This is a genomic window from Lentzea sp. NPDC051213 (genome assembly GCF_044455585.1).
Lineage (GTDB): Bacteria > Actinomycetota > Actinomycetes > Mycobacteriales > Pseudonocardiaceae > Lentzea.
The window spans coordinates 823,012-841,509 of the sequence record NZ_JBITEX010000003.1 but is presented as its reverse complement, the minus strand read 5'-3'; the positions used below and the strand labels follow the sequence as shown (position 1 = coordinate 841,509).

Annotated in this window: 17 protein-coding genes; 12 read left to right on the top strand and 5 right to left on the bottom strand. The window is 68.6% G+C overall.

The window, feature by feature from the left end; translation table 11 throughout:
• Window positions 1-17: 17 nt before the first annotated feature.
• The 4 genes from ACIA8G_RS16965 to ACIA8G_RS16950 all read left to right on the top strand — a co-directional run bounded on the left by ACIA8G_RS16965 (window position 18) and on the right by ACIA8G_RS16950 (window position 5,215).
• Complete coding sequence (locus ACIA8G_RS16965; protein WP_396419410.1) at window positions 18-848, top strand: SAM-dependent methyltransferase; 831 nt, start codon at window positions 18-20, stop codon at window positions 846-848.
• Window positions 849-1,042: 194 nt separating this feature from the next.
• Window positions 1,043-1,720: an MtrAB system response regulator MtrA gene (mtrA, locus tag ACIA8G_RS16960; protein ID WP_030471262.1), complete on the top strand. Its 678-nt coding sequence runs from the start codon at window positions 1,043-1,045 to the stop codon at window positions 1,718-1,720.
• Between the two features lie 10 nt (window positions 1,721-1,730).
• On the top strand, window positions 1,731-3,482 hold the full coding sequence (mtrB, locus tag ACIA8G_RS16955; RefSeq protein WP_396419409.1) for an MtrAB system histidine kinase MtrB: 1,752 nt from the start codon (window positions 1,731-1,733) through the stop codon (window positions 3,480-3,482).
• Window positions 3,479-5,215 carry an LpqB family beta-propeller domain-containing protein gene (locus ACIA8G_RS16950; RefSeq protein WP_396419408.1) on the top strand — a complete coding sequence of 579 codons (1,737 nt, stop codon included), beginning with the start codon at window positions 3,479-3,481 and terminating at the stop codon, window positions 5,213-5,215. The genes mtrB and ACIA8G_RS16950 overlap by 4 nt, the downstream gene beginning before the upstream one ends.
• Window positions 5,216-5,455: 240 nt before the next feature.
• On the opposite strand, the gene ACIA8G_RS16945 is transcribed toward ACIA8G_RS16950, so the two are convergent.
• A complete protein-coding gene (locus tag ACIA8G_RS16945; RefSeq protein WP_396419407.1) occupies window positions 5,456-6,070 on the bottom strand; it encodes a ComF family protein in 615 nt (204 codons plus the stop codon).
• Window positions 6,071-7,041: 971 nt separating this feature from the next.
• Here ACIA8G_RS16945 and hpf point away from each other — a divergent pair.
• Window positions 7,042-7,710 carry a ribosome hibernation-promoting factor, HPF/YfiA family gene (gene hpf, locus ACIA8G_RS16940; RefSeq protein ID WP_396419406.1) on the top strand — a complete coding sequence of 223 codons (669 nt, stop codon included), beginning with the start codon at window positions 7,042-7,044 and terminating at the stop codon, window positions 7,708-7,710.
• A 370-nt stretch (window positions 7,711-8,080) separates the two neighbouring features.
• Window positions 8,081-10,945, top strand: a complete 2,865-nt coding sequence (secA, locus tag ACIA8G_RS16935; RefSeq protein ID WP_396419405.1) for a preprotein translocase subunit SecA — start codon at window positions 8,081-8,083, stop codon at window positions 10,943-10,945.
• 80 nt (window positions 10,946-11,025) lie between these two features.
• Here secA and ACIA8G_RS16930 read toward each other — a convergent pair whose 3' ends face one another.
• Window positions 11,026-11,430, bottom strand: coding sequence for an Rv3235 family protein (locus tag ACIA8G_RS16930; RefSeq protein WP_396419404.1), 405 nt, complete (start codon window positions 11,428-11,430; stop codon window positions 11,026-11,028).
• Between the two features lie 67 nt (window positions 11,431-11,497).
• Between ACIA8G_RS16930 and ACIA8G_RS16925 the strand changes: the two genes are divergently transcribed.
• Window positions 11,498-11,908 carry an HAD-IA family hydrolase gene (locus ACIA8G_RS16925; protein ID WP_396419403.1) on the top strand — a complete coding sequence of 137 codons (411 nt, stop codon included), beginning with the start codon at window positions 11,498-11,500 and terminating at the stop codon, window positions 11,906-11,908.
• 84 nt (window positions 11,909-11,992) lie between these two features.
• Window positions 11,993-12,298, top strand: a complete 306-nt coding sequence (locus tag ACIA8G_RS16920; protein ID WP_396419402.1) for a hypothetical protein — start codon at window positions 11,993-11,995, stop codon at window positions 12,296-12,298.
• Window positions 12,299-12,300: 2 nt separating this feature from the next.
• Here ACIA8G_RS16920 and ACIA8G_RS16915 read toward each other — a convergent pair whose 3' ends face one another.
• Complete coding sequence (locus ACIA8G_RS16915) at window positions 12,301-13,050, bottom strand: TrmH family RNA methyltransferase (protein WP_396419401.1); 750 nt, start codon at window positions 13,048-13,050, stop codon at window positions 12,301-12,303.
• 106 nt (window positions 13,051-13,156) lie between these two features.
• On the opposite strand from ACIA8G_RS16915, the gene ACIA8G_RS16910 reads away from it, so the two are divergent.
• The 3 genes from ACIA8G_RS16910 to ACIA8G_RS16900 are packed head-to-tail and all read left to right on the top strand — an operon-like array spanning window position 13,157 to window position 15,712.
• Entirely contained in the window at window positions 13,157-13,822 is a 666-nt protein-coding gene (locus ACIA8G_RS16910) for a phosphotransferase (RefSeq protein WP_396419400.1), read from the top strand.
• Window positions 13,823-13,832: 10 nt separating this feature from the next.
• On the top strand, window positions 13,833-15,224 hold the full coding sequence (locus ACIA8G_RS16905; protein WP_396419399.1) for a wax ester/triacylglycerol synthase family O-acyltransferase: 1,392 nt from the start codon (window positions 13,833-13,835) through the stop codon (window positions 15,222-15,224).
• A complete protein-coding gene (locus ACIA8G_RS16900) occupies window positions 15,221-15,712 on the top strand; it encodes a DUF6912 family protein (protein WP_396419398.1) in 492 nt (163 codons plus the stop codon). Before ACIA8G_RS16905 ends, ACIA8G_RS16900 begins: the two co-directional genes overlap by 4 nt.
• A gap of 16 nt (window positions 15,713-15,728) precedes the next feature.
• Here ACIA8G_RS16900 and ACIA8G_RS16895 read toward each other — a convergent pair whose 3' ends face one another.
• Window positions 15,729-16,115 carry a VOC family protein gene (locus ACIA8G_RS16895; protein ID WP_396419397.1) on the bottom strand — a complete coding sequence of 129 codons (387 nt, stop codon included), beginning with the start codon at window positions 16,113-16,115 and terminating at the stop codon, window positions 15,729-15,731.
• A gap of 36 nt (window positions 16,116-16,151) precedes the next feature.
• Between ACIA8G_RS16895 and pruA the strand changes: the two genes are divergently transcribed.
• Window positions 16,152-17,780 carry an L-glutamate gamma-semialdehyde dehydrogenase gene (gene pruA, locus ACIA8G_RS16890; RefSeq protein ID WP_396419396.1) on the top strand — a complete coding sequence of 543 codons (1,629 nt, stop codon included), beginning with the start codon at window positions 16,152-16,154 and terminating at the stop codon, window positions 17,778-17,780.
• On the opposite strand, the gene ACIA8G_RS16885 is transcribed toward pruA, so the two are convergent.
• Window positions 17,777-18,490 (bottom strand): NAD-dependent epimerase/dehydratase family protein, encoded by a 714-nt coding sequence (locus tag ACIA8G_RS16885; protein ID WP_396419395.1) that lies wholly within the window; start codon window positions 18,488-18,490, stop codon window positions 17,777-17,779. The genes pruA and ACIA8G_RS16885 overlap by 4 nt on opposite strands.
• Window positions 18,491-18,498: the final 8 nt, after the last annotated feature.

Here is an 18,498-nt window from a genome sequence, read left to right as displayed (position 1 = left end):
GTATAGGAGATCACAATTTGAAGCGTGTTCTGCAGCGCCCCCCGGTCGGTGTCGCCCGTACGGCGGTCCTGATCGCTGCCGCCCGCGCAAACGAGCAACGTCATCTCCACCGCCTCTTCGACGATCCACTGGCCGCTCGACTCGTGGAGGCCGCCGGCTCCGCGAGGGACCTCGACGGCGTCCGCACCCTCGCGGGCGAGCACTTCGTCCTGCGCACCCGTTACTTCGACGACCAGCTCCTCAGCTCGGCCCAGCCCCAGGTCGTGATCATGGCGGCGGGCCTCGACACAAGAGCGTTCCGGCTGATGTGGCCTCCCGGCACAACAGTCTTCGAGCTCGACTTACCCGAGTTGATCGAGTTCAAGGAAGACGCTCTGCACGATCAACGCGCCCGGCCTTCATGCGAACGAGTCGTCGTCCCCTGCGACTTGCGTGAGGACTGGGCGACAGCGTTGATCCACGCTGGTTTCGACCCGAAGAGGCCCACGGCATGGCTGCTGGAGGGCCTCTTCATGTTTCTGCCGCCGGACGCGGGCGAGCAGATCATGTACCTGGTGAGCGCGCTGTCCGCCCGTGGCAGCACGCTCGCGCTCGAGCACGTCAACCTCGCCTTCCGCGAGTTGCCGCAGATGAAAGCCGTGCACGAGCGGTTCGACACGATGGACGCCCGCTGGTTGTCCGACGTGGAGGACCCGATCGAGTGGTTGAGCGGCTACGGCTGGCTCGCCACCGTGACGCATCAGGTCGACCTCGCCGCGCAGCACGACCGCGCGGTACCGGCCATCACCGATCCGCGAAAGGTGGGTGATGCGCGCATCTGGCTGGCCTCGGCCATCCGCACGGCCTGAACTCACCGGCGTCACCAGGTAACAAAAGGTGAGCGTCGCGCGGATACTCCCGCGACGAACAGGCGAAATCGGGCGAGGTGGGGTACGTGGAACGACAGTTCCGGTCGGTTACCGAACGAGCGCACACCGCCACCAGCGGCAACGGAACGTGGGCGGTGCGCGAACGTGCAACCGGCAGTGCGACGATGTTGGGTATGAAGGCACGCGTGCTCGTCGTCGATGACGACCCCGCCCTGGCGGAGATGCTGACGATCGTGTTGCGCGGGGAGGGCTTCGACACCGCGGTGGTCGCCGACGGTGCCCGTGCCCTGCCCGCGCTGCGCGAGCTCAAGCCCGACCTCGTGCTGCTCGACCTGATGTTGCCGGGCATGAACGGCATCGACGTCTGCAAGGCGATCAGGTCCGAGTCGGGCGTGCCGATCGTGATGCTCACCGCGAAGAGCGACACGGTCGACGTGGTGCTGGGCCTCGAGTCCGGCGCGGATGACTACGTGGTGAAGCCGTTCAAGCCGAAGGAGCTGGTGGCCCGCATCCGGGCGCGCCTGCGCCGCACGGAGGCCGAGCCGTCCGAGGTGCTGCAGATCGGTGACCTCACCATCGACGTCCCCGGCCACGAGGTGCTGCGCGAGGGCAGGCCGATCCAGCTCACGCCGCTGGAGTTCGACCTCCTCGTCGCACTGGCCCGCAAGCCGCGCCAGGTGTTCACCCGCGAGGTGCTGCTCGAGCAGGTGTGGGGTTACCGCCACGCCGCCGACACGCGCCTGGTGAACGTCCACGTGCAGCGGCTGCGTTCCAAGGTCGAACGGGACCCGGAGCACCCCGAGGTGGTGTTGACTGTTCGCGGCGTCGGGTACAAGGCCGGCCCTCCGTGACAGGTGGCGTATGAAGTTCGTTCGACCGGTCGTCGCGAAGGCGCAGATCCTCATCGAGGAAGCGCGTAAGCGGTGGGCCGCGTTTGGTGACCTGTGGCGTCGTTCGCTGCAGTTGCGCGTCGTGGTGTCCACGCTCGCGTTGTCGTCCGCCGTGGTGTTCGTGCTGGGCATGGTGCTGCAGATGCAGATCACCAACCAGCTGCTGGACACCAAGGAGCAGGCGGCGGTGCGGCAGGCGAACGCGTCGCGCAGTCTCATCCAGTCCGACCTGATCGGGCTGAACCCCGGCCCGGACAGCGTGCAGACGCGGTTCACCAGTGCCATCAACAAGCTCGCGGTCGGTGGCGTCGGTACAGACGCCACGACGGCGGGCGCTGGCGCGTTCGAACCTGTGTTGGCGGACGGGCTCGGGTCCGGGCGGGTGCCCTTCGTCGGCCCGCTCGACGACGTGCCGCGCGGCCTGCGTCAGATGGTCGAGGACGGCCGCGACGGCACCCAGATCCACACCGTGCAGCGGGGGAAGACGCAGACCACGCTGTTCGTCGTCGGCCTGCCGATGAGCACGTCGTCCCGCTCCATGCAGCTGTACCTGATCTTCCCGCTGACCTCGGAGCAGCGCACCGCGGAGGTCGTGCAGTCGACGCTGGTGGTCGGTGGCATCGTGCTGCTGATCCTTCTCGCGCTGATCGCGAACCTGGTGACGCGCCAGGTCGTGCGGCCGGTGCGGCAGGCGGCCGAGGTCGCGGAACGGTTCGCGGACGGCACTTTGCACGAACGCATGCACGTCGTCGGTGAAGACGACGTGGCACGCCTGGCCGAGTCGTTCAACGAGATGGCCGAGTCGATCCAGGCCCAGTTCAAGCAGCTGGAGGAGTTCGGCCAGCTGCAACGCCGGTTCACCTCGGACGTCTCGCACGAGCTGCGTACGCCCCTCACGACTGTGCGCATGGCCGCGGACGTCCTGCACGCCTCGCGCGAGCAGTTCCCCGCCGGCCTCGCCCGCTCCACCGAGCTGCTGGTCGACGAGCTCGACAGGTTCGAGTCGCTGCTGGGCGACCTGCTGGAGATCTCCCGCCTGGACGCCGGTGTGGAGGAGCTGACCGCCGAGCAGGTCGACATGCGGGTGCTGGCGCGTCGTGCGCACGACTCGGTGCGCGCGATCTCGACGACCGCCGGTTCACCGGTGGTGCTGGACCTGCCGGACGACGAGCTCATCGCGGAGCTGGATTCCCGCCGCGTGGAACGGATTCTGCGCAACCTGCTGGCGAACGCCATCGACCACGGCGAGGGCCAGCCGGTCGAGCTCGCCATGCGCGGCAACGCCGACGCCGTCGCGATCACCGTGCGGGACCACGGAGTCGGTCTGCGCCAAGGTGAAGCCGAGCTGGTGTTCAGCCGGTTCTGGCGAGCCGACCCGTCGCGCAACCGCCGCACCGGCGGCACCGGCCTGGGCCTCTCGATCTCGCTGGAGGACGCGCGCCTGCACGGCGGCTGGCTGGAGGCGTGGGGCGAACCCGGCCACGGCGCCGTGTTCCGGCTGACGTTGCCGCGCCGCCACGGCGAGGACGTGCGGGAGAGCCCGCTGCCGCTCGCGCCCGCGATCGAGCTCGAACCCGTTGCGGTGGTGGAAGAACCCGTCGTGGCGGAGGAGCCGGCCGAGGTCGAGCTGACCCCGGAGGAGATCACCTGGCAACCGGCAGAGCCGGTCGACGCGACTCCCGCGGACAAGGCAGCGGACGAGGTTTCGGAGGAAGTGCGGTGAAACGGCTGGCGTTGTTGGTGCTGGTTCTCGTGACCCTGAGCGGGTGCGCGGCGATCCCGACGAACACGCAGCCGAAGCCGATCGGTTCCAAGGACAGCAAGGTCTCCAACACGGCCGTCGCGCCGGAACCGCGGCGAGGCATCGACCCGTTCACGCTCGTGCGCGACTTCGTGGACGCGACGTCGAACCCGGACGGCAACTACGCGGCGGCCCGCGCGTTCCTCACGCAGGACGCCGACAAGCGGTGGGACACCAAGAACCCCACGATCATCGAAACGGTCTTCGCGGCCGTGCCGACCTCGCAGGCGCCGCAAGAGAAGGCCCAAACCGTTCTGCTGCAGGGGAAGTACGTCGGTCGCCTGGGCAACGACAACGCGTTCGTGCCTCAGCTCGGCGACTTCCAGATGCCGGTGAAGCTCGAGCTCAACAGCGACAACCAGTGGCGCATCGCCGAGCCCCCGCCGGGCGTGTTCATGCCGCTGAGCCTGTTCAACACGAACTACCGCCGCGTCACGCTCTACTTCTACAACCCCGAGTTCACCGTGCTGGTGCCGGATCCGCGGTTCGTGGTCGTGCCGCCCGCGACGAGCATTCCCAGCCGCGTCACCGAGCTGCTGATCAAGGGCCCCGGCGACGCGCTGCGCGACACGCTGGTCAGCTCGCTCGGCCCGGACACCGACGTCTTCTCGGAGACGAAGGAGTCCGACGACGGCGCGCTGGAGGTCAACCTCACCAAGATCGGCAAGGACCTGACCCCCGAGAAGAGCAAGCAGATCGTCGCGCAGGTGGTGAAGTCGTTCTCCGGCGTCACCTCCTCCCGCGTGCGGGTGCTGATCGACGGCCAGCAGATCCTGCCGGACCAGCGCGACTACCGGCCGTCCGACGTGTCGGCGACCGCCGGAGAAGCGTTGCTGGCACCGAACTCGAACCTCCCGGGCATGCTCACGGTGGACGGCGCGCTCCGCTCGCTCACCGACGGCAACGCGATCAAGGGACCCGCGGGCGCCGGCACGTACGGCGCGGTGAGCGCGGCGCAGTCCCTCGACGGCTCGCGCCTGGCCGTGGTGTCCCGGCAGTCCGGCTCGATGCGACTGCGGGTCGGCGAGCTCGAGCAGGACCTGTCCGAAGTGGACCTGCGCGCGACGACCCTGAGCAGACCGACGTGGCTGGTGTCGAGCGGCCCCAAGGAACCGGGCAACGAGGTGTGGACCGCGGTCGACGGCACCTCGGTCACCCGCGTCACCCGCTCCGACAACGGCGCCTGGACGGCCAAGGGCGTCAACATCACCGACCTCGCACCGTTCGGCGCGATCAGCGAACTGCGGCTGTCCCGCGACGGCACGCGCGCCGCACTGGTCATCGCCGGCAAGCTCTTCGTCGCCTCGGTGGTGCGCAACAACCAGGACGTCGCGCTGCGATCACCCCGGCCGGTACAGCCCGCGACGCTGGGTTCGGCCGTGCAGTCGGTCGACTGGCTTTCTCAGGACGTGCTGGTCGTCTCGTCCTCCCTTCCTTCGTGGCCGGTCAGCAAGGTCTACACCGACGGGTCCAAAATCGACCGGTACAGCCAGTCGAACCTGACCGTGCCGGTGGGCGCGGTGGCGGCGGCTCCCGCGCGTCAGGTGCAGGTGATCGACCCGTCCGGGTTGTGGTCCGCTTCGGACATCACCGATGTGTGGAAGTCGAGCGCGATCCGGGTTTCGGCGGGGGCGTCGGTGTTCTACCCGGGCTGAGGCCGGGGCTCTTGTCGGGCCGATCGTGGGTGACCTGATCGGACTGGCGGGGCGCGAGGAGGTCGGCGCGAGGACGGCGTGCGCACCCCGGACCCGGCAGCGCTTTGACGCACGCGGCCGCGTGCCTGCCCGGACTGCCGCGGCCGGGCCGACGTCAGTACGAGCACGGCGTGCGTGCGCACCCCGGACCCCTGCAGCGCTCTCACGCACGCTGCCTCGCCCTACCCGGACTGCCGCGCCCTACCCGGATTGCCGAAGCCGTGCAGACGTCAACACAAGCACGGCATGCGTCCGCACCCCGCACCCCCGCAACGCCCTGACACAAGCAGCCGCAGTAGCCCCCGTGGTGACCACGTCATCGAGCAGCACCACGGTCCCAGGAGGCGGCCGACCACCAACCACAACCCGGCCCTCCAGATTCCGCCGCCGAGCCCCAGCCCCAAGCCCCACGGAGTCCCGCACCCCAGCCGCGAGCCCCAGCACCGGAGCCACCGCGGCAACATGCACCGCCCGAGCGATTCTCAGCATGTGGTCGCCACCGCGGTCACGGGCGGCGCTACGCCGGGACGGCGCCGGGACGAGCGTCCACGGCGGCGGGCCCACCGCGACCAAGGCCGCCGCGACGAGGGCGCCGAACCACGCCACCAGCGGCCGTGCGCCGCGTTCCTTGAAGGCGAGCACGAGTTCCCTTGCGGCGCCGTGATAGGCGGCCAGCGCCCACACCGGCGGCCCCACGCCGGGAACCTGGATTTGGGTGGGTGGCCCGAAACCGGCGAGACACGTGGCGCAGCAGGCGGTGCCGCGGCGGCCGCAGCCGGCGCAAGAGGACGGCAGGAGCAGGTCGAGTGCTGTCATGGAGCCAGCATGACGGCGGGGTCCGACAGAAAATTGCGGTCGAGGGGACTTTTGGCACCGCCCACAAGGGTGAAGTTCGGGATTCGTTGTCGATCACCGTTGGGTCCAGGATGGACTCGTATCGCCAGGTCGCGGTGGCTTCGGTGACCACGTCCCAAGATCCGGTAACTCGTTTCGACCCGTTTGTCCCAACCTCTGTTGACCGGATGTTTCTGAACTGAGGCGTCCACACGTTGCCCGTACGGCCAACGCACCCAGGCGTCCGCCAGGCATAAGCGGCGAGGTGACGGGGTACAGGCGGGCAGGCGGCCATCCGGGCCGCTCGGAGTTAACGACTATTCACATGCGGCCACGACCAGCACTTATTCCTTGGAATGCATGGGTTTGCGGCGACGGGGGTGATCAACGGTCTTGTCCGCCATTGGGCGAAATCCCCCGTTCAGCCAGGCGTGACTGGGTCGTGATCGGGCATCGAAACGGATCAGTCCGGCGGGAAGAAGTGATGATCGGTCTCAGTTGGCGGATCAGGATCGATCTCTTCCGGGTTTCGGGAACATGACGCGCGGGTCGCCCGTTGGCTGGGTATGAGGCCACGACTGGACCCGTTCGACGCAGTGGGACTGCCGTCGAGTGCCGGTCCGGGGCTGGGCCGTACGGGTGAGCGAGATGCCGGTGAGCACTGTTCGTGGCACGCTCGGGACACGAGGTGTGGCGCTCCGTCGTCGCGCTGCGTAGTCACCAAAAAATCTGCGCGTTCCCCCGGCAAGGGGGCTTACGCGACGGTGAATCCCAAGCTAACGTGCACCGCTATCAGCGTTCCCGGCCCGCGGGGAGGAGGCGAACAGCCCATGATCCTGGCGCCGTGAGAGCTGAGGGAGACGACCCTCTGCGACACATCTGCGATCCAAGATCGCCACGGCGCTCTGAATGCAGTCCAGCCATAGCTCGCAGCAAAGCGAGGGAGGTCGTGTATGGACATCGTCGTTAAGGGCCGCAACGTCGAGGTGCCCGATCACTACAGGGTGCACGTCGCCGAAAAGCTGGCCCGGCTTGAGCGCTACGACCGCAAGGTCATCCGCTTCGACGTGGAGCTTTTCCACGAGCCGAACCGCCGCCAGTCGAAGAACTGCCAGCGGGTCGAAATCACCGGCAAGGGACGTGGACCTGTGGTCCGTTCCGAAGCCTGCGCGGGTGACTTCTACGCCGCGCTCGATTCTGCGGTCGCGAAGCTCGAGAACCGTCTGCGTCGGTCGCACGACCGCAGGCGAGTCCACCACGGGGCGCGGGCCCCGATCTCGGTGGCGGAAGCGACAAGCGGACTGGGAGAGATCCCCTCCGCCGGCGAAAGCATGACGTCGCGCCGCGCGAAGACCGCGGTGCTCGACGCACCCGAGGCCGACTACGAGGGCATGGCGGAAGTGCCCGCGCAGCGTTGGGACGACGGCCTCGATGACAAGTTGCCCGGACGCGTCGTACGCGAAAAGGAGCACGCCGCCAAACCGATGACCGTCGACCAGGCCCTCTACGAGATGGAACTGGTCGGACACGACTTCTACCTGTTCGCCGACACTGACAACGGGCGCCCGAGCGTCGTCTATCGCCGGAAGGGATTCGACTACGGCGTGATCAGGCTGGCCTGACTTCCGAACCCAGCACCTTCGACCGCCGCCGCCCTCACACCCCTCGCGTGTGAGGGCGGTGGCGTGCGTTCTGACCGGCCCACCCGCGTACCCCGTTCGGCGTCTGTGTGTTGACCGTCAAGGTGAAGTTGGCCGGACCAGGAACCTTTACGCGGTCCTCATGCGTTCACCACTCCAGTAGCCGAAGTGGGGGCACCGGCGCCGGGCGGACTGCGCATGATCGCAGAATGGGCGCCTGACCTGCGTATACCAGGTCGGGGGCACCAATCCGCCTGTGTCTGTGCGCACATCTTGGCGACTTGCCTACGATGGGCAGGGGAAAGGCGTCCGACGTGGGCGCGCCGCGATACAGGTGATGAGGTCTATCCAGATGGTGCTGTCCCGACTGCTCCGCGCCGGCGAGGGCAAGATGCTCAAGCGCCTCCGCAACATCGCAGCACACATCAACCAGCTCGAAGACGAGGTGGTCGACCTTTCCGACGCAGAGCTGCGCGCCAAGACGGAGGAGTTCAAGAAGCGCCACGCCGAGGGCGAGTCGCTGGACGAGCTGCTGCCAGAGGCGTTCGCCGTGGCCCGTGAGGCCGCGAAGCGGACGCTGGGCCAGCGCCCCTACGACGTGCAGATGATGGGCGGCGCCGCGCTGCACCTCGGGCAGATCTCCGAGATGCGCACCGGTGAGGGCAAGACGCTGACCTCGGTCATGCCGGTCTACCTCAACGCCATCGCCGGGCAGGGCGTGCACGTCATCACCACGAACGACTACCTGGCCAAGCGCGACGCGGACTGGATGGGTCGTGTCCACCGCTTCCTGGGCCTGACGGTCGGCGCGATCCTCTCCGAGATGACGCCGGACCAGCGTCGCGTCGCCTACAACTCGGACATCACGTACGGCACGAACAACGAGTTCGGCTTCGACTACCTGCGCGACAACATGGCGTGGAGCCTGGACGAGTGCGTGCAGCGCGGCCACTACTACGCGATCGTCGACGAGGTCGACTCGATCCTCATCGACGAGGCCCGCACGCCGTTGATCATTTCCGGTCCGGCCGAGCAGAGCGCGCGGTGGTACGTCGAGTTCGCGCGCATGTCGCCGCTGATGAAGCGCGACGTCCACTACGAGGTCGACGAGCGCAAGCGCACCGTCGGTGTGTCCGAGCAGGGTGTCGCGTTCATCGAGGACCAGCTCGGCATCGAGAACCTGTACGAGGCCGCGAACACGCCGCTGGTGGGCTACCTGAACAACGCCCTCAAGGCCAAGGAGCTCTACTCCAAGGACAAGGACTACATCGTCCGCAACGGTGAAGTCATGATCGTCGACGAGTTCACGGGCCGCGTGCTCGCCGGCCGTCGCTACAACGAGGGCATGCACCAGGCCATCGAGGCCAAGGAAGGCGTGGAGATCAAGGCGGAGAACCAGACTCTCGCCACGATCACCCTCCAGAACTACTTCCGCCTCTACGACAAGCTCGGCGGCATGACCGGTACCGCCGAGACCGAGGCGGCCGAGTTCCACCAGACCTACAAGCTGGGCGTCGTGTCGATCCCGACGAACCGGCCGCCGCAGCGCACCGACCAGCCCGACCTCGTCTACAAGAGCGAGGAGGCGAAGTTCGAGGCCGTCGCCGAGGACATCGTCGAGCGGCACGAGAAGGGCCAGCCGGTCCTGATCGGCACGACGAGCGTCGAGCGCTCCGAGTACCTGTCGAAGCTGCTGGTGCGCAAGGGCATCCCGCACGAGGTGCTGAACGCGAAGCACCACGACCGCGAGGCGCTGATCATCGCGAAGGCCGGCCGCAAGGGCGCCGTCACGGTCGCCACGAACATGGCCGGTCGCGGTACGGACATCGTGCTGGGCGGCAACCCGGACATCATCGCCGACCACGAGCTGCGCGACCGCGGCCTCGACCCGGTGACCACGCCGGACGAGTACGAGGCCGCGTGGGCGAAGGTCGTCGAGGAACTGACGATCCAGGGCAAGGCCGAGGCCGACGAGGTCCGCGAGGCCGGTGGCCTCTACGTGCTGGGCACCGAGCGCCACGAGTCGCGCCGCATCGACAACCAGCTCCGCGGTCGTACCGGCCGTCAGGGCGACCCCGGTGAGTCGCGCTTCTACCTGTCGCTGCAGGACGAGCTGATGCGCCGCTTCAACGCGTCGATGGTCGAGATGGTCATGACGCGCCTGAACGTGCCGGACGACGTGCCGATCGAGCACAAGATGGTCACCCGCGCGATCCGCAGCGCGCAGACCCAGGTCGAGCAGCAGAACTTCGAGATCCGCAAGAACGTCCTCAAGTACGACGAGGTCATGAACCGTCAGCGCACGGTGATCTACGCCGAGCGCCACCGCGTGCTCGCGGGCGAAGACCTGAAGGAACAGGTCGAGCACATGATCGAGAGCGTCGTCGAGGAGTACGTCAACGGCGCCACCGCCGACGGCTACGCCGAGGACTGGGACTTCGAGAAGCTCTGGACCGCGCTGAAGACGCTCTACCCGGTCAGCCTCTCCGCGGACGAGCTGCTGGAGTCCGATGAGGACGTCACCCGCGAGTACCTGCGCGAGACGCTCGTCGAGGACGCGCGGCAGGCCTACCGCAACCGCGAGGCCGAGATCGACGGCCGCGTCGGCGAAGGTGCGATGCGCGAGCTGGAGCGTCGTGTCCTGCTGTCCGTGCTGGACCGCAAGTGGCGCGAGCACCTGTACGAAATGGACTACTTGAAGGAGGGCATCGGCCTGCGCGCCATGGCGCAGCGCGATCCCCTCATCGAGTACCAGCGCGAGGGCTTCGACATGTTCGGCGCGATGCTGGACGCGTTGAAGGAGGAGATCGTCGGCTTCCTGTTCAACCTCCAGGTGGAGGCTGCCGAACCGGAGCCCGCCGAGCCCCAGGTGCCCGTCTCGCTGAGCGCGGCGCCGCAGGCCCTCCAGCAGACCCAGAGCGGCTCGCGGGCCCGTGCCCGTGCGGCTGCCGCCGCCGAGCAGCAGCGGGTGCAGCAGGAGCAGGCCCCCGCCGGTCCGGCGATGGCCCAGCTGGCCGGCGGCAACGCCATCCCGCCCGCCCTGCGCGGCAAGGGTCTCGGTGGCCCCGGTGAGCAGCACCTGACCTACAGCGGTCCGGCCGAGGACGGCGGTGTCGACCAGCACGGCGAGGCCGACGGCGGCCAGCAGGGCGGCACCCGCAGGGAGCGCCGTGAGGCGGCCCGTCAGCAGGCCAAGAACCAGCGCAAGAAGCGCTGACCGCGCTTCCCGTTTTGCCATGAGGGTGACCTTCATGGACCTCAGGTCCATGAAGGTCACCCTCATGGCAGTTCAAGCGTTCATTCCAGTACCGCGAACGTGGTGAAGTGCCAGCGGCCGGCCTGGTGTTCTGCTCTGGCGGCGACCGCCAGCACCCGTTCCTCGCGGCGCACGACGGCCGAGATCTCGGCCACGAGCGGCGACGGGTGGCAGACCCGAGGCGCCCGGACCATCCGGGTGGTCCGCAGCCGCACCAGCCCGGCCAGCTTGGTCGCGAGTGCGGGTGAGGCGATGTCCCGCAGCAACCGCCCTGATCGGCGCCCGTCCAGCACCTCCAGCACCGCTGCGACCAGCCGTGAGGCCTCCAGCGACGGTGGCGACGGCTCCGGCGTTGGTGACCATCGCGGCCGAGGTCTCGGCCGCGGGATGAGGTCCAGGCCGGCCGGCGGTTCGTAGACGGGCAGGCGGCGAACAACTGGGGGCATGCCGAACCAGGCGACCCACCGGCCGGTTCAGGGCACGGTCCACCCGAAAGTGGGTACCGTCCACCAGGTGCTCAAAGCCCTGGTGCTCGACTACGGCGGCGTTCTCACCGATCCCGGCGAGGACAACGCCGCCGAACCGCCGCTGCTCACCGCCCTCAGGAAGGCCCGCGAGCGCGGCCTGAAGACCGCCCTGCTGTCCAACGCGGACGGCTGGTGGCAGCCGCCCTCCGCCTGGCACGGCCTGTTCGACGCCACGATCATCTCCGGCGAGGTCGGCCTGGCGAAGCCGGAGATCGACATCTACCTGCTCACCGCGAAGAAGCTGAACCTCGAACCGTCGGAGTGCGTCTTCGTCGACGACCTCGCGGTGAACGTGCGAGGTGCGGCGGAAGCAGGCATGGTCGGCGTCCACCATCGGTCGACACGGTCCACCCTCGAGGAGCTGGAAATCCTGCTAGCGATAGCTCTCCGCGATTGAGAGTTCACCCCGCTGCGTAATTGCTCATTATTCGGCTGCGCACTACCGTCAATTTTGCCAGCAGTCGAATGCATAGGGGAGAAAATGCGAAGAATTGTCGCTTGTGTTGCTATCGCCATCGCAGCCACGGCAATTGCCTCACCCGCGCAGGCGCAGGAGCGCGGTTGCTTCGAGGAGTACCTGGGGGACGGTCGCAGCGTCGAGGTCTTCTGCGGCGACGGCCGGTCGGACAACTTCCGCGCGGTCGCCCATTGCCGCACGCCACTGGCCAGCTGGAACGACTACGGCAGCATCGGGCGGGTCTACGGCAAGCCGTCGTTCGCCGACTGCGACGCCCTGCTCGGCCCCGTGTGGGTCGAGGACTACCACGTCCAGTGGCTGGGGCAGTGACGCTAGGGCTGGGCGCGGCGCACGAGTTCGAAGCAGAGCACGGCCGCTGCTGAAGCCACGTTGAGCGATTCCACGCTCGCCGCCATCGGAATCGACAGCCACGACGTGATGTGTGGCCGCACGTCGTCGGTGATTCCGGACGTTTCGCTGCCGAGGACGAAGGCGGCGCGTTTTCCGAAAGTGGCGGAATAAATCGTGTCGGATGCGTGGGAATCCAACGCGTAAAGCGGATAGCCGGATGCGCGCAACAATGCCGAGGCCTCCGCCGCGGTGCCGCAGCGCAGCACAGGCGCTCGGAAAGCCACCCCGGCGGAGGCCTTCACCACGAGCGGGTCGATCGACGCGACGCCACGGCGTGGCACCACGATGCCGTCGATGCCCGCGGCGGTCGCGGTGCGCAGGATCATGCCGACGTTCGCGGGCGTGGTGATGCCGTCGAGCACCAGAACCGACCGCAGCGAGCCTTCCTCGAGTGCCAGCGCGAGCGGCTTCATGCGGGGCGCCACCACGTCGGCGAGCACGCCCTGGTCCTGCTTGCCGTTGCCGGCCAGCACCTTCACGCGCTGCGCGGTCGCCCGCTGCACCTCGACGCCACGGGAACGGGCCGCATCGATGATCTCGCGCGCGGCCGGGCCGCGGGCCGTGTCGGCGAGCACCACCTTGTCCACCGACAGCCCGGGGTCGTCCAGTGCTTCCAGCACGGGCTTGCGGCCGTAAACGGTGACGAAGCGGTCCTTGGGCGAGATCTCCACGGGAAGAAGCGTGACAGAGGCGAGCACGGCCGGCTCAAACGGGTGAAGAGCTCCACTAGAGCCGTTCGGCCCTTGTGCTTCGGATCATATTGATGATGATCGTCACATGACGGCAGGTATGCGCAGCGTCGCGCAACGTCAACATCTCGCGAGCGGCCAGGACTCGGATGTGTTCCTCCGGTCCGACGGCTTGCTGGTCAAGCGCACTCGCACCGGCCGTGACCTGCGGTGCGAGGCCGAGATGATGTTGTACCTGAGCGGCCACGGCATCCCGGTGCCGCGCGTGCACGACGCGACCGCGGACGAGCTCGTCATGCAGTACGTGCCCGGCCCGCGGATGTCCGAGGAGATCGGCCGCAGGCCGTGGCTCGCCGGCAGTCTCGGCCGGGACCTGGCGGAGCTGCACCACCGGCTCGACGCCGTCGCGGCCCCCGACTTCCTCAGCGGCGAGGGCGACCTCCTGCACCTCGACCTGCACCCCGGCAACGTCGTCATGGGCCCAGAGGGCCCCGTGGTGCTCGACTGGGCGTGTGCCACGAAGGGCGACCGCCGGCTCGACGTCGCGTTGAGCTGGGTATCACTGGCCGTTGCCCGCCTCGCGCCGGTCAAGAAGCTCACGCGGTGGCGGTTCCTCAGGTCGTTCATGGCCAACGTCGACCCGAAGGCGATCGAGGCGATTCCGGAGGCCGCGCGCATCCGGCTCGAACGCCACGACCGCGACCCGGCCGAGCGCGCCGCACTTGAGAAGTTGATGGACCGCGAACGCCACTAGGCTGGGCTGCATGCCGGACCGACTGTCAGCGCTGGACGCCTCGTTCCTGTACCTGGAGGACTCCACGACGCCGATGCACGTCGGTGGCGTGGCGGTGTTCCGGCGGCCCAAGGCGGGTTTCGACTACGACAAGCTCGTCGACCTCATCGAGCAGCGGCTGAGCCTCGTGCCGCGCTACCGGCAGAAGGTCGTGCACGTCCCTGGACGCATCGCCCGCCCGGTCTGGGTGGACGACCCGGACTTCGACGTCACCTACCACGTGCGCCGGTCGGCCCTCCCCAAGCCGGGCAACGACGCGCAGCTGCACGACCTGGTCGCGCGCCTGATGTCGCGCCCGCTCGACCACTCCCGCCCGTTGTGGGAGACCTACCTGGTCGAGGGCCTCGCGAAGAACCAGACCGCGGTCATCACCAAGACCCACCAGGCCATGATCGACGGCATCGCGTCGCTGGAGATCGGCCAGGTCATGCTGGACGTGTCGCCGTCGCCCCGCACGAACGTCGAGAACCTCTGGATGCCCCAGCCGGAACCCGGCTCGTTGCAGCTGGTGGCCGACGCGGTGACGGACATCGTGCAGCGCCCCAGCGAGCTCGTCGAGAACGTCCGCAGCGCCGCGCTCGACACCGTCGCGACCGTCGAGAAGGTCTTCAACGCGTTCGGCGTCCTCGCGTCCGCGGTCAGGACGGCGGCCACCCCGGCGCCCGGAACCCCGCTGAACGTCCGCATCACCTCGCCCCAGCGCCGGTTCGCCGTAGCGCGCGCCCAGCTCGACGACCTGCGCGCCATCCGCAAGACCCACGGCGGCACGGTCAACGACGTGGTGCTCGCGGCGCTGTCGGGCGCGCTGCGCAACTGGCTGCTCAGCCGCGGCGAGAACGTCACCGGCAGCACCACGATCCGCGCGATGGCGCCGCTGTCCGTGCGCGAGGCCGATCCGGACTCGGGCAACAACGTGAGCGCGTACCTCGTCGACCTGCCGGTCGGCGAGCCGAACCCGGTCGTGCGCCTGCACCACGTGAGCCACGCGATGCGCGCGCACAAGGAATCAGGCCAGTCCGTCGCCGCCGACGCCCTGGTGAAGGTCTCCGGCTTCGCCCCGCCGACGCTGCACGCGCTGGGCGCACGGGCCGCGTCGTCGTTCTCGCGCCGGTTGTTCAACCTGATCGTCACAAATGTTCCCGGCCCGCAGGTGCCCCTGTACGCCGCGGGCGCGAGAATGACCGAGATCTTCCCGGTCGTGCCGCTCGCCAAGAACCAGGCGCTGGCCATCGGGGTGACGTCGTACGACGGCGGTGTTTACTTCGGGCTGAACGGCGACCGCGACGCCATGTCCGATGTGGACGTACTCGCGAGCATGGTCGAGGAGTCGGTGGAGGAACTGATGGGGACGGCGAGCGCATGAGGGTCTACATCCCGGCCACGGTGTCGATGCTGCGCACGTTCGTCGACAGCGGCGAACTGACCCCGATCGGCGGCACCGCTTTCGCACTGACTCCCGCACTGCGCGAGTCCTACGCGGCGGGCGACACGGAAGAGCTGGAGTACGCCGCGATGCTGGACGCCGCCCGCGCGTCGTTGCGGCTGCTGGCGGGCGACGAGAAGGCCGAGCCGCGCCGAGCCGTGCTCGCGGTGGACATGGACGACGTGACGCTGCGTCCGGACCTCGACTACTCGGTGGTGAAGGTCGCCGGCTCCTTCACGTTGAAGGACGTCGCGTCCGTGCATCTCGACACGGCTGAGGCCGAGGCCGACGTGCGTGCGGCCGCTGACGTTGTGGACGCGGCCGATCTGGGTGACCCGGATGCCGAGTTCGCGCTGGGTAGCGCGGAGGATCACGAACTGGCCTGGTACGCGGCGCAGGAGCTCGCGTTCGTGCTGGAGCTGATGTAGCCCGATCGCCGCGGACTCACATGCCTTCTGCGGGCTCCCAGAGCTCGATCCGGTTCCCCTCCGGATCGACGCACCACCCGAACCGCCCGAACTCGGAGTCCTCGGTCTCCGGCAGCACCTCGACCCCACGCGCCTTGAGCTTCGCCATCAACGACACCAGGTCGTCCACGCGCAGGTTCAGCATGGTGCGCTGGTGCGGCTCGCCGATGTACTCGGTGTCCTGAGCGAACAACGCCATGGTCGTCGTGCCGGGATGATCCGTCGTCGCCGTGTCGAGCCAGTGGAAGGTGACGGTGCCCTTTTCGCTCATCGGCACGCCGAGGTTGTCGCGGTACCAGGCGGCCAGGCGCACGGGATCTCGGGAACGCAGGAAAACCCCGCCGATGCCAGTCACCCGCGCCACCCGACGGACCCTACTACCGCGTGCCACGATGGGGGAATGGACGCCGTAACGTCTGCACCCGAACCGGTCAACGAGCCAGTGCACACCTACGCTCCTGGTAGCGCTGAACGAGCCAGTCTGCAGGCACGCATCGTCAACCTCGAAGGCACGACCCACGAGCTGACCATGACCATCGGCGGTCAGCAGCGGATGGGTGGCGGCGAGCGCATCGACGTGGTTCAGCCGCACGATCGCCGGCACGTGCTCGGGGTGTCCGCGCAGGCCACCTCCGCCGACGTCGCGGATGCGGTGCGGGCCGCCCAGCACGCGGCGCCCGGCTGGCAGGAGCTGCCGTTCGACGAGCGGGCCGCGGTCGTGCTGAGGGCGGCGGACCTGCTGAGCGGTCCGTGGCGCGACACCCTCAACGCCGCCACGATCCTCGGGCAGTCGAAGTCCGCGCAGCAGGCCGAGATCGACTCGGCGTGCGAGCTGATCGACTTTCTCCGCTTCAACGTCCACTTCGGCCGCCGCATCCTCGCGGAGCAGCCGATCTCCAGCCCTGGCGGGTGGAACCGGATGGACCACCGGCCGCTCGACGGGTTCGTCGTGGCGATCACGCCGTTCAACTTCACCGCGATCGCGGGCAACCTGCCGCTGGCACCCGCGCTGATGGGCAACACCGTGGTCTGGAAACCGAGCCCCACGCAGCAGCTCGCCGCGCACTTCACCATGCGGCTGCTGGAGGAGGCGGGCCTGCCGCCGGGCGTGATCAACCTCGTCACCGGTGACGGCCACGCGGTGAGCGAGGTGGCGATGCGGGACAGGTTCTTCGCCGGCCTGCACTTCACCGGCTCGACCCGCACGTTCAAGGCGCTCTGGCAGACCATGGCGACCAATCTCGACAACTACCGCGCCTATCCGCGCATCGTCGGCGAGACCGGCGGCAAGGACTTCGTGCTGGCCCACCCTTCCGCGGACCCGAAGTCGCTCGTCACGGGTCTGGTCCGCGGTGCTTTCGAGTACCAGGGTCAGAAGTGCAGCGCCGCCTCACGTGCGTACGTTGCGCGGTCGTTGTGGGACGGCGGGGTCCGCGAACGTCTGCTCGACGTCACGAAGTCCTTGGCGTACGGCGATGTCAGGGACCTGTCGGCGTTCGGCGGCGCGGTGATCGACCACCGCGCGTTCGCCAAGCACAAGGACGCGTTGCTGATGGCGTCCGCGTCCACGTCGGTCGAGGTGCTCGCGGGCGGCACGTGCGACGACTCGGTCGGCTACTTCGTCGACCCGGCCGTGCTGCTCGGCACCGACCCGCACCACGACATCTTCACGACGGAGTACTTCGGGCCGATCCTCGCCGTGCACGTCTACGAGGACGCGGACTTCCCGAAGATCATGGAGACCATCGACACGTCCACCCCGTACGCGCTGACCGGCGCGATCTTCGCGCGCGACCGCGTGGCCGTCGAGCAGGCGCACAAGGCTTTGCGGTTCGCGGCGGGCAACTTCTACGTCAACGACAAGCCGACCGGCGCCGTCGTCGGGCAGCAGCCGTTCGGCGGCTCGCGCGGCTCCGGCACCAACGACAAGGCGGGCTCGATCTACAACCTGCAGCGCTGGACGAGCCCGCGCGCCATCAAGGAAACCCTGGTGCCGCCCACGGATCACCAGTACCCGCACATGGGTTAGCGCGGCTTCCAGCCCGTCGCCTCGGTGAGCTTCGTGCTCACCACCCGCTGCGACCGCCCGAACACCTCGAACGACGCCGCGAACCTGCCCAAGAACCGGGGCAGCCGTGTGATGCCCAGGTCCCGCTTCAACACCGGCGATCCGACGTTGTAGATGCCGGGCGGCGCGTCGAGGGCGGCGACGGCCGCGGCCGCCGCGTCACCGGGGTGCACGACCGACATCCAGCCGTCGCCCACGAGCACCGGCGGGGACATCGCCTCGCCGCCCATCAGCATCCCGAAGCGCAGGAACACGCCGCCGGGGCGCGCGAGAACGTTCTGCTGTGCCTGCACCGAGCTCGCGATGTGCCCGACCGGCTTGATGGGAGCGTTCTCGTCGAGCTCCTGATCGCCGCCGTCCGCGTAGACGAACGAGATGCCCTCCTGCACGATCCGCCCGACGCCTGCCTTCCGCGCGGCCTCGACGAGTGCGGCGCTGCCTTCGGTGCGGAGGCGGTTGTTCTCCGCCCAGGCGCTGGCCAGCACGGCCTTCACGCTGAGCGGGATGCGGGTGGCGAGGTTGATGACGGCGTCGTAGCCCGTCAGCGCGGCGGCGAGCTGGTCAGGGTCGAACATCGAGGTGGTGTGCCGGTCGAGCACCCCGACCTCGTGGCCGGCGGCCCGCAGCAGCGGCACCGCTTCCCGTCCGAGCACACCCGTCGCACCGATCACGAATACCT

Coding starts and splice junctions, on each gene's coding strand:
- mtrA (WP_030471262.1), top strand. CDS start 1,043: ATGAAGGCACGCGTGCTCGTCGTCGATGACGACCCCGCCCTGGCGGAG.
- mtrB (WP_396419409.1), top strand. CDS start 1,731: ATGAAGTTCGTTCGACCGGTCGTCGCGAAGGCGCAGATCCTCATCGAG.
- ACIA8G_RS16945 (WP_396419407.1), bottom strand. CDS start 6,070: ATGACAGCACTCGACCTGCTCCTGCCGTCCTCTTGCGCCGGCTGCGGC.
- hpf (WP_396419406.1), top strand. CDS start 7,042: ATGGACATCGTCGTTAAGGGCCGCAACGTCGAGGTGCCCGATCACTAC.
- secA (WP_396419405.1), top strand. CDS start 8,081: ATGGTGCTGTCCCGACTGCTCCGCGCCGGCGAGGGCAAGATGCTCAAG.
- ACIA8G_RS16930 (WP_396419404.1), bottom strand. CDS start 11,430: ATGCCCCCAGTTGTTCGCCGCCTGCCCGTCTACGAACCGCCGGCCGGC.
- ACIA8G_RS16920 (WP_396419402.1), top strand. CDS start 11,993: ATGCGAAGAATTGTCGCTTGTGTTGCTATCGCCATCGCAGCCACGGCA.
- ACIA8G_RS16910 (WP_396419400.1), top strand. CDS start 13,157: ATGACGGCAGGTATGCGCAGCGTCGCGCAACGTCAACATCTCGCGAGC.
- ACIA8G_RS16905 (WP_396419399.1), top strand. CDS start 13,833: ATGCCGGACCGACTGTCAGCGCTGGACGCCTCGTTCCTGTACCTGGAG.
- ACIA8G_RS16900 (WP_396419398.1), top strand. CDS start 15,221: ATGAGGGTCTACATCCCGGCCACGGTGTCGATGCTGCGCACGTTCGTC.
- pruA (WP_396419396.1), top strand. CDS start 16,152: ATGGACGCCGTAACGTCTGCACCCGAACCGGTCAACGAGCCAGTGCAC.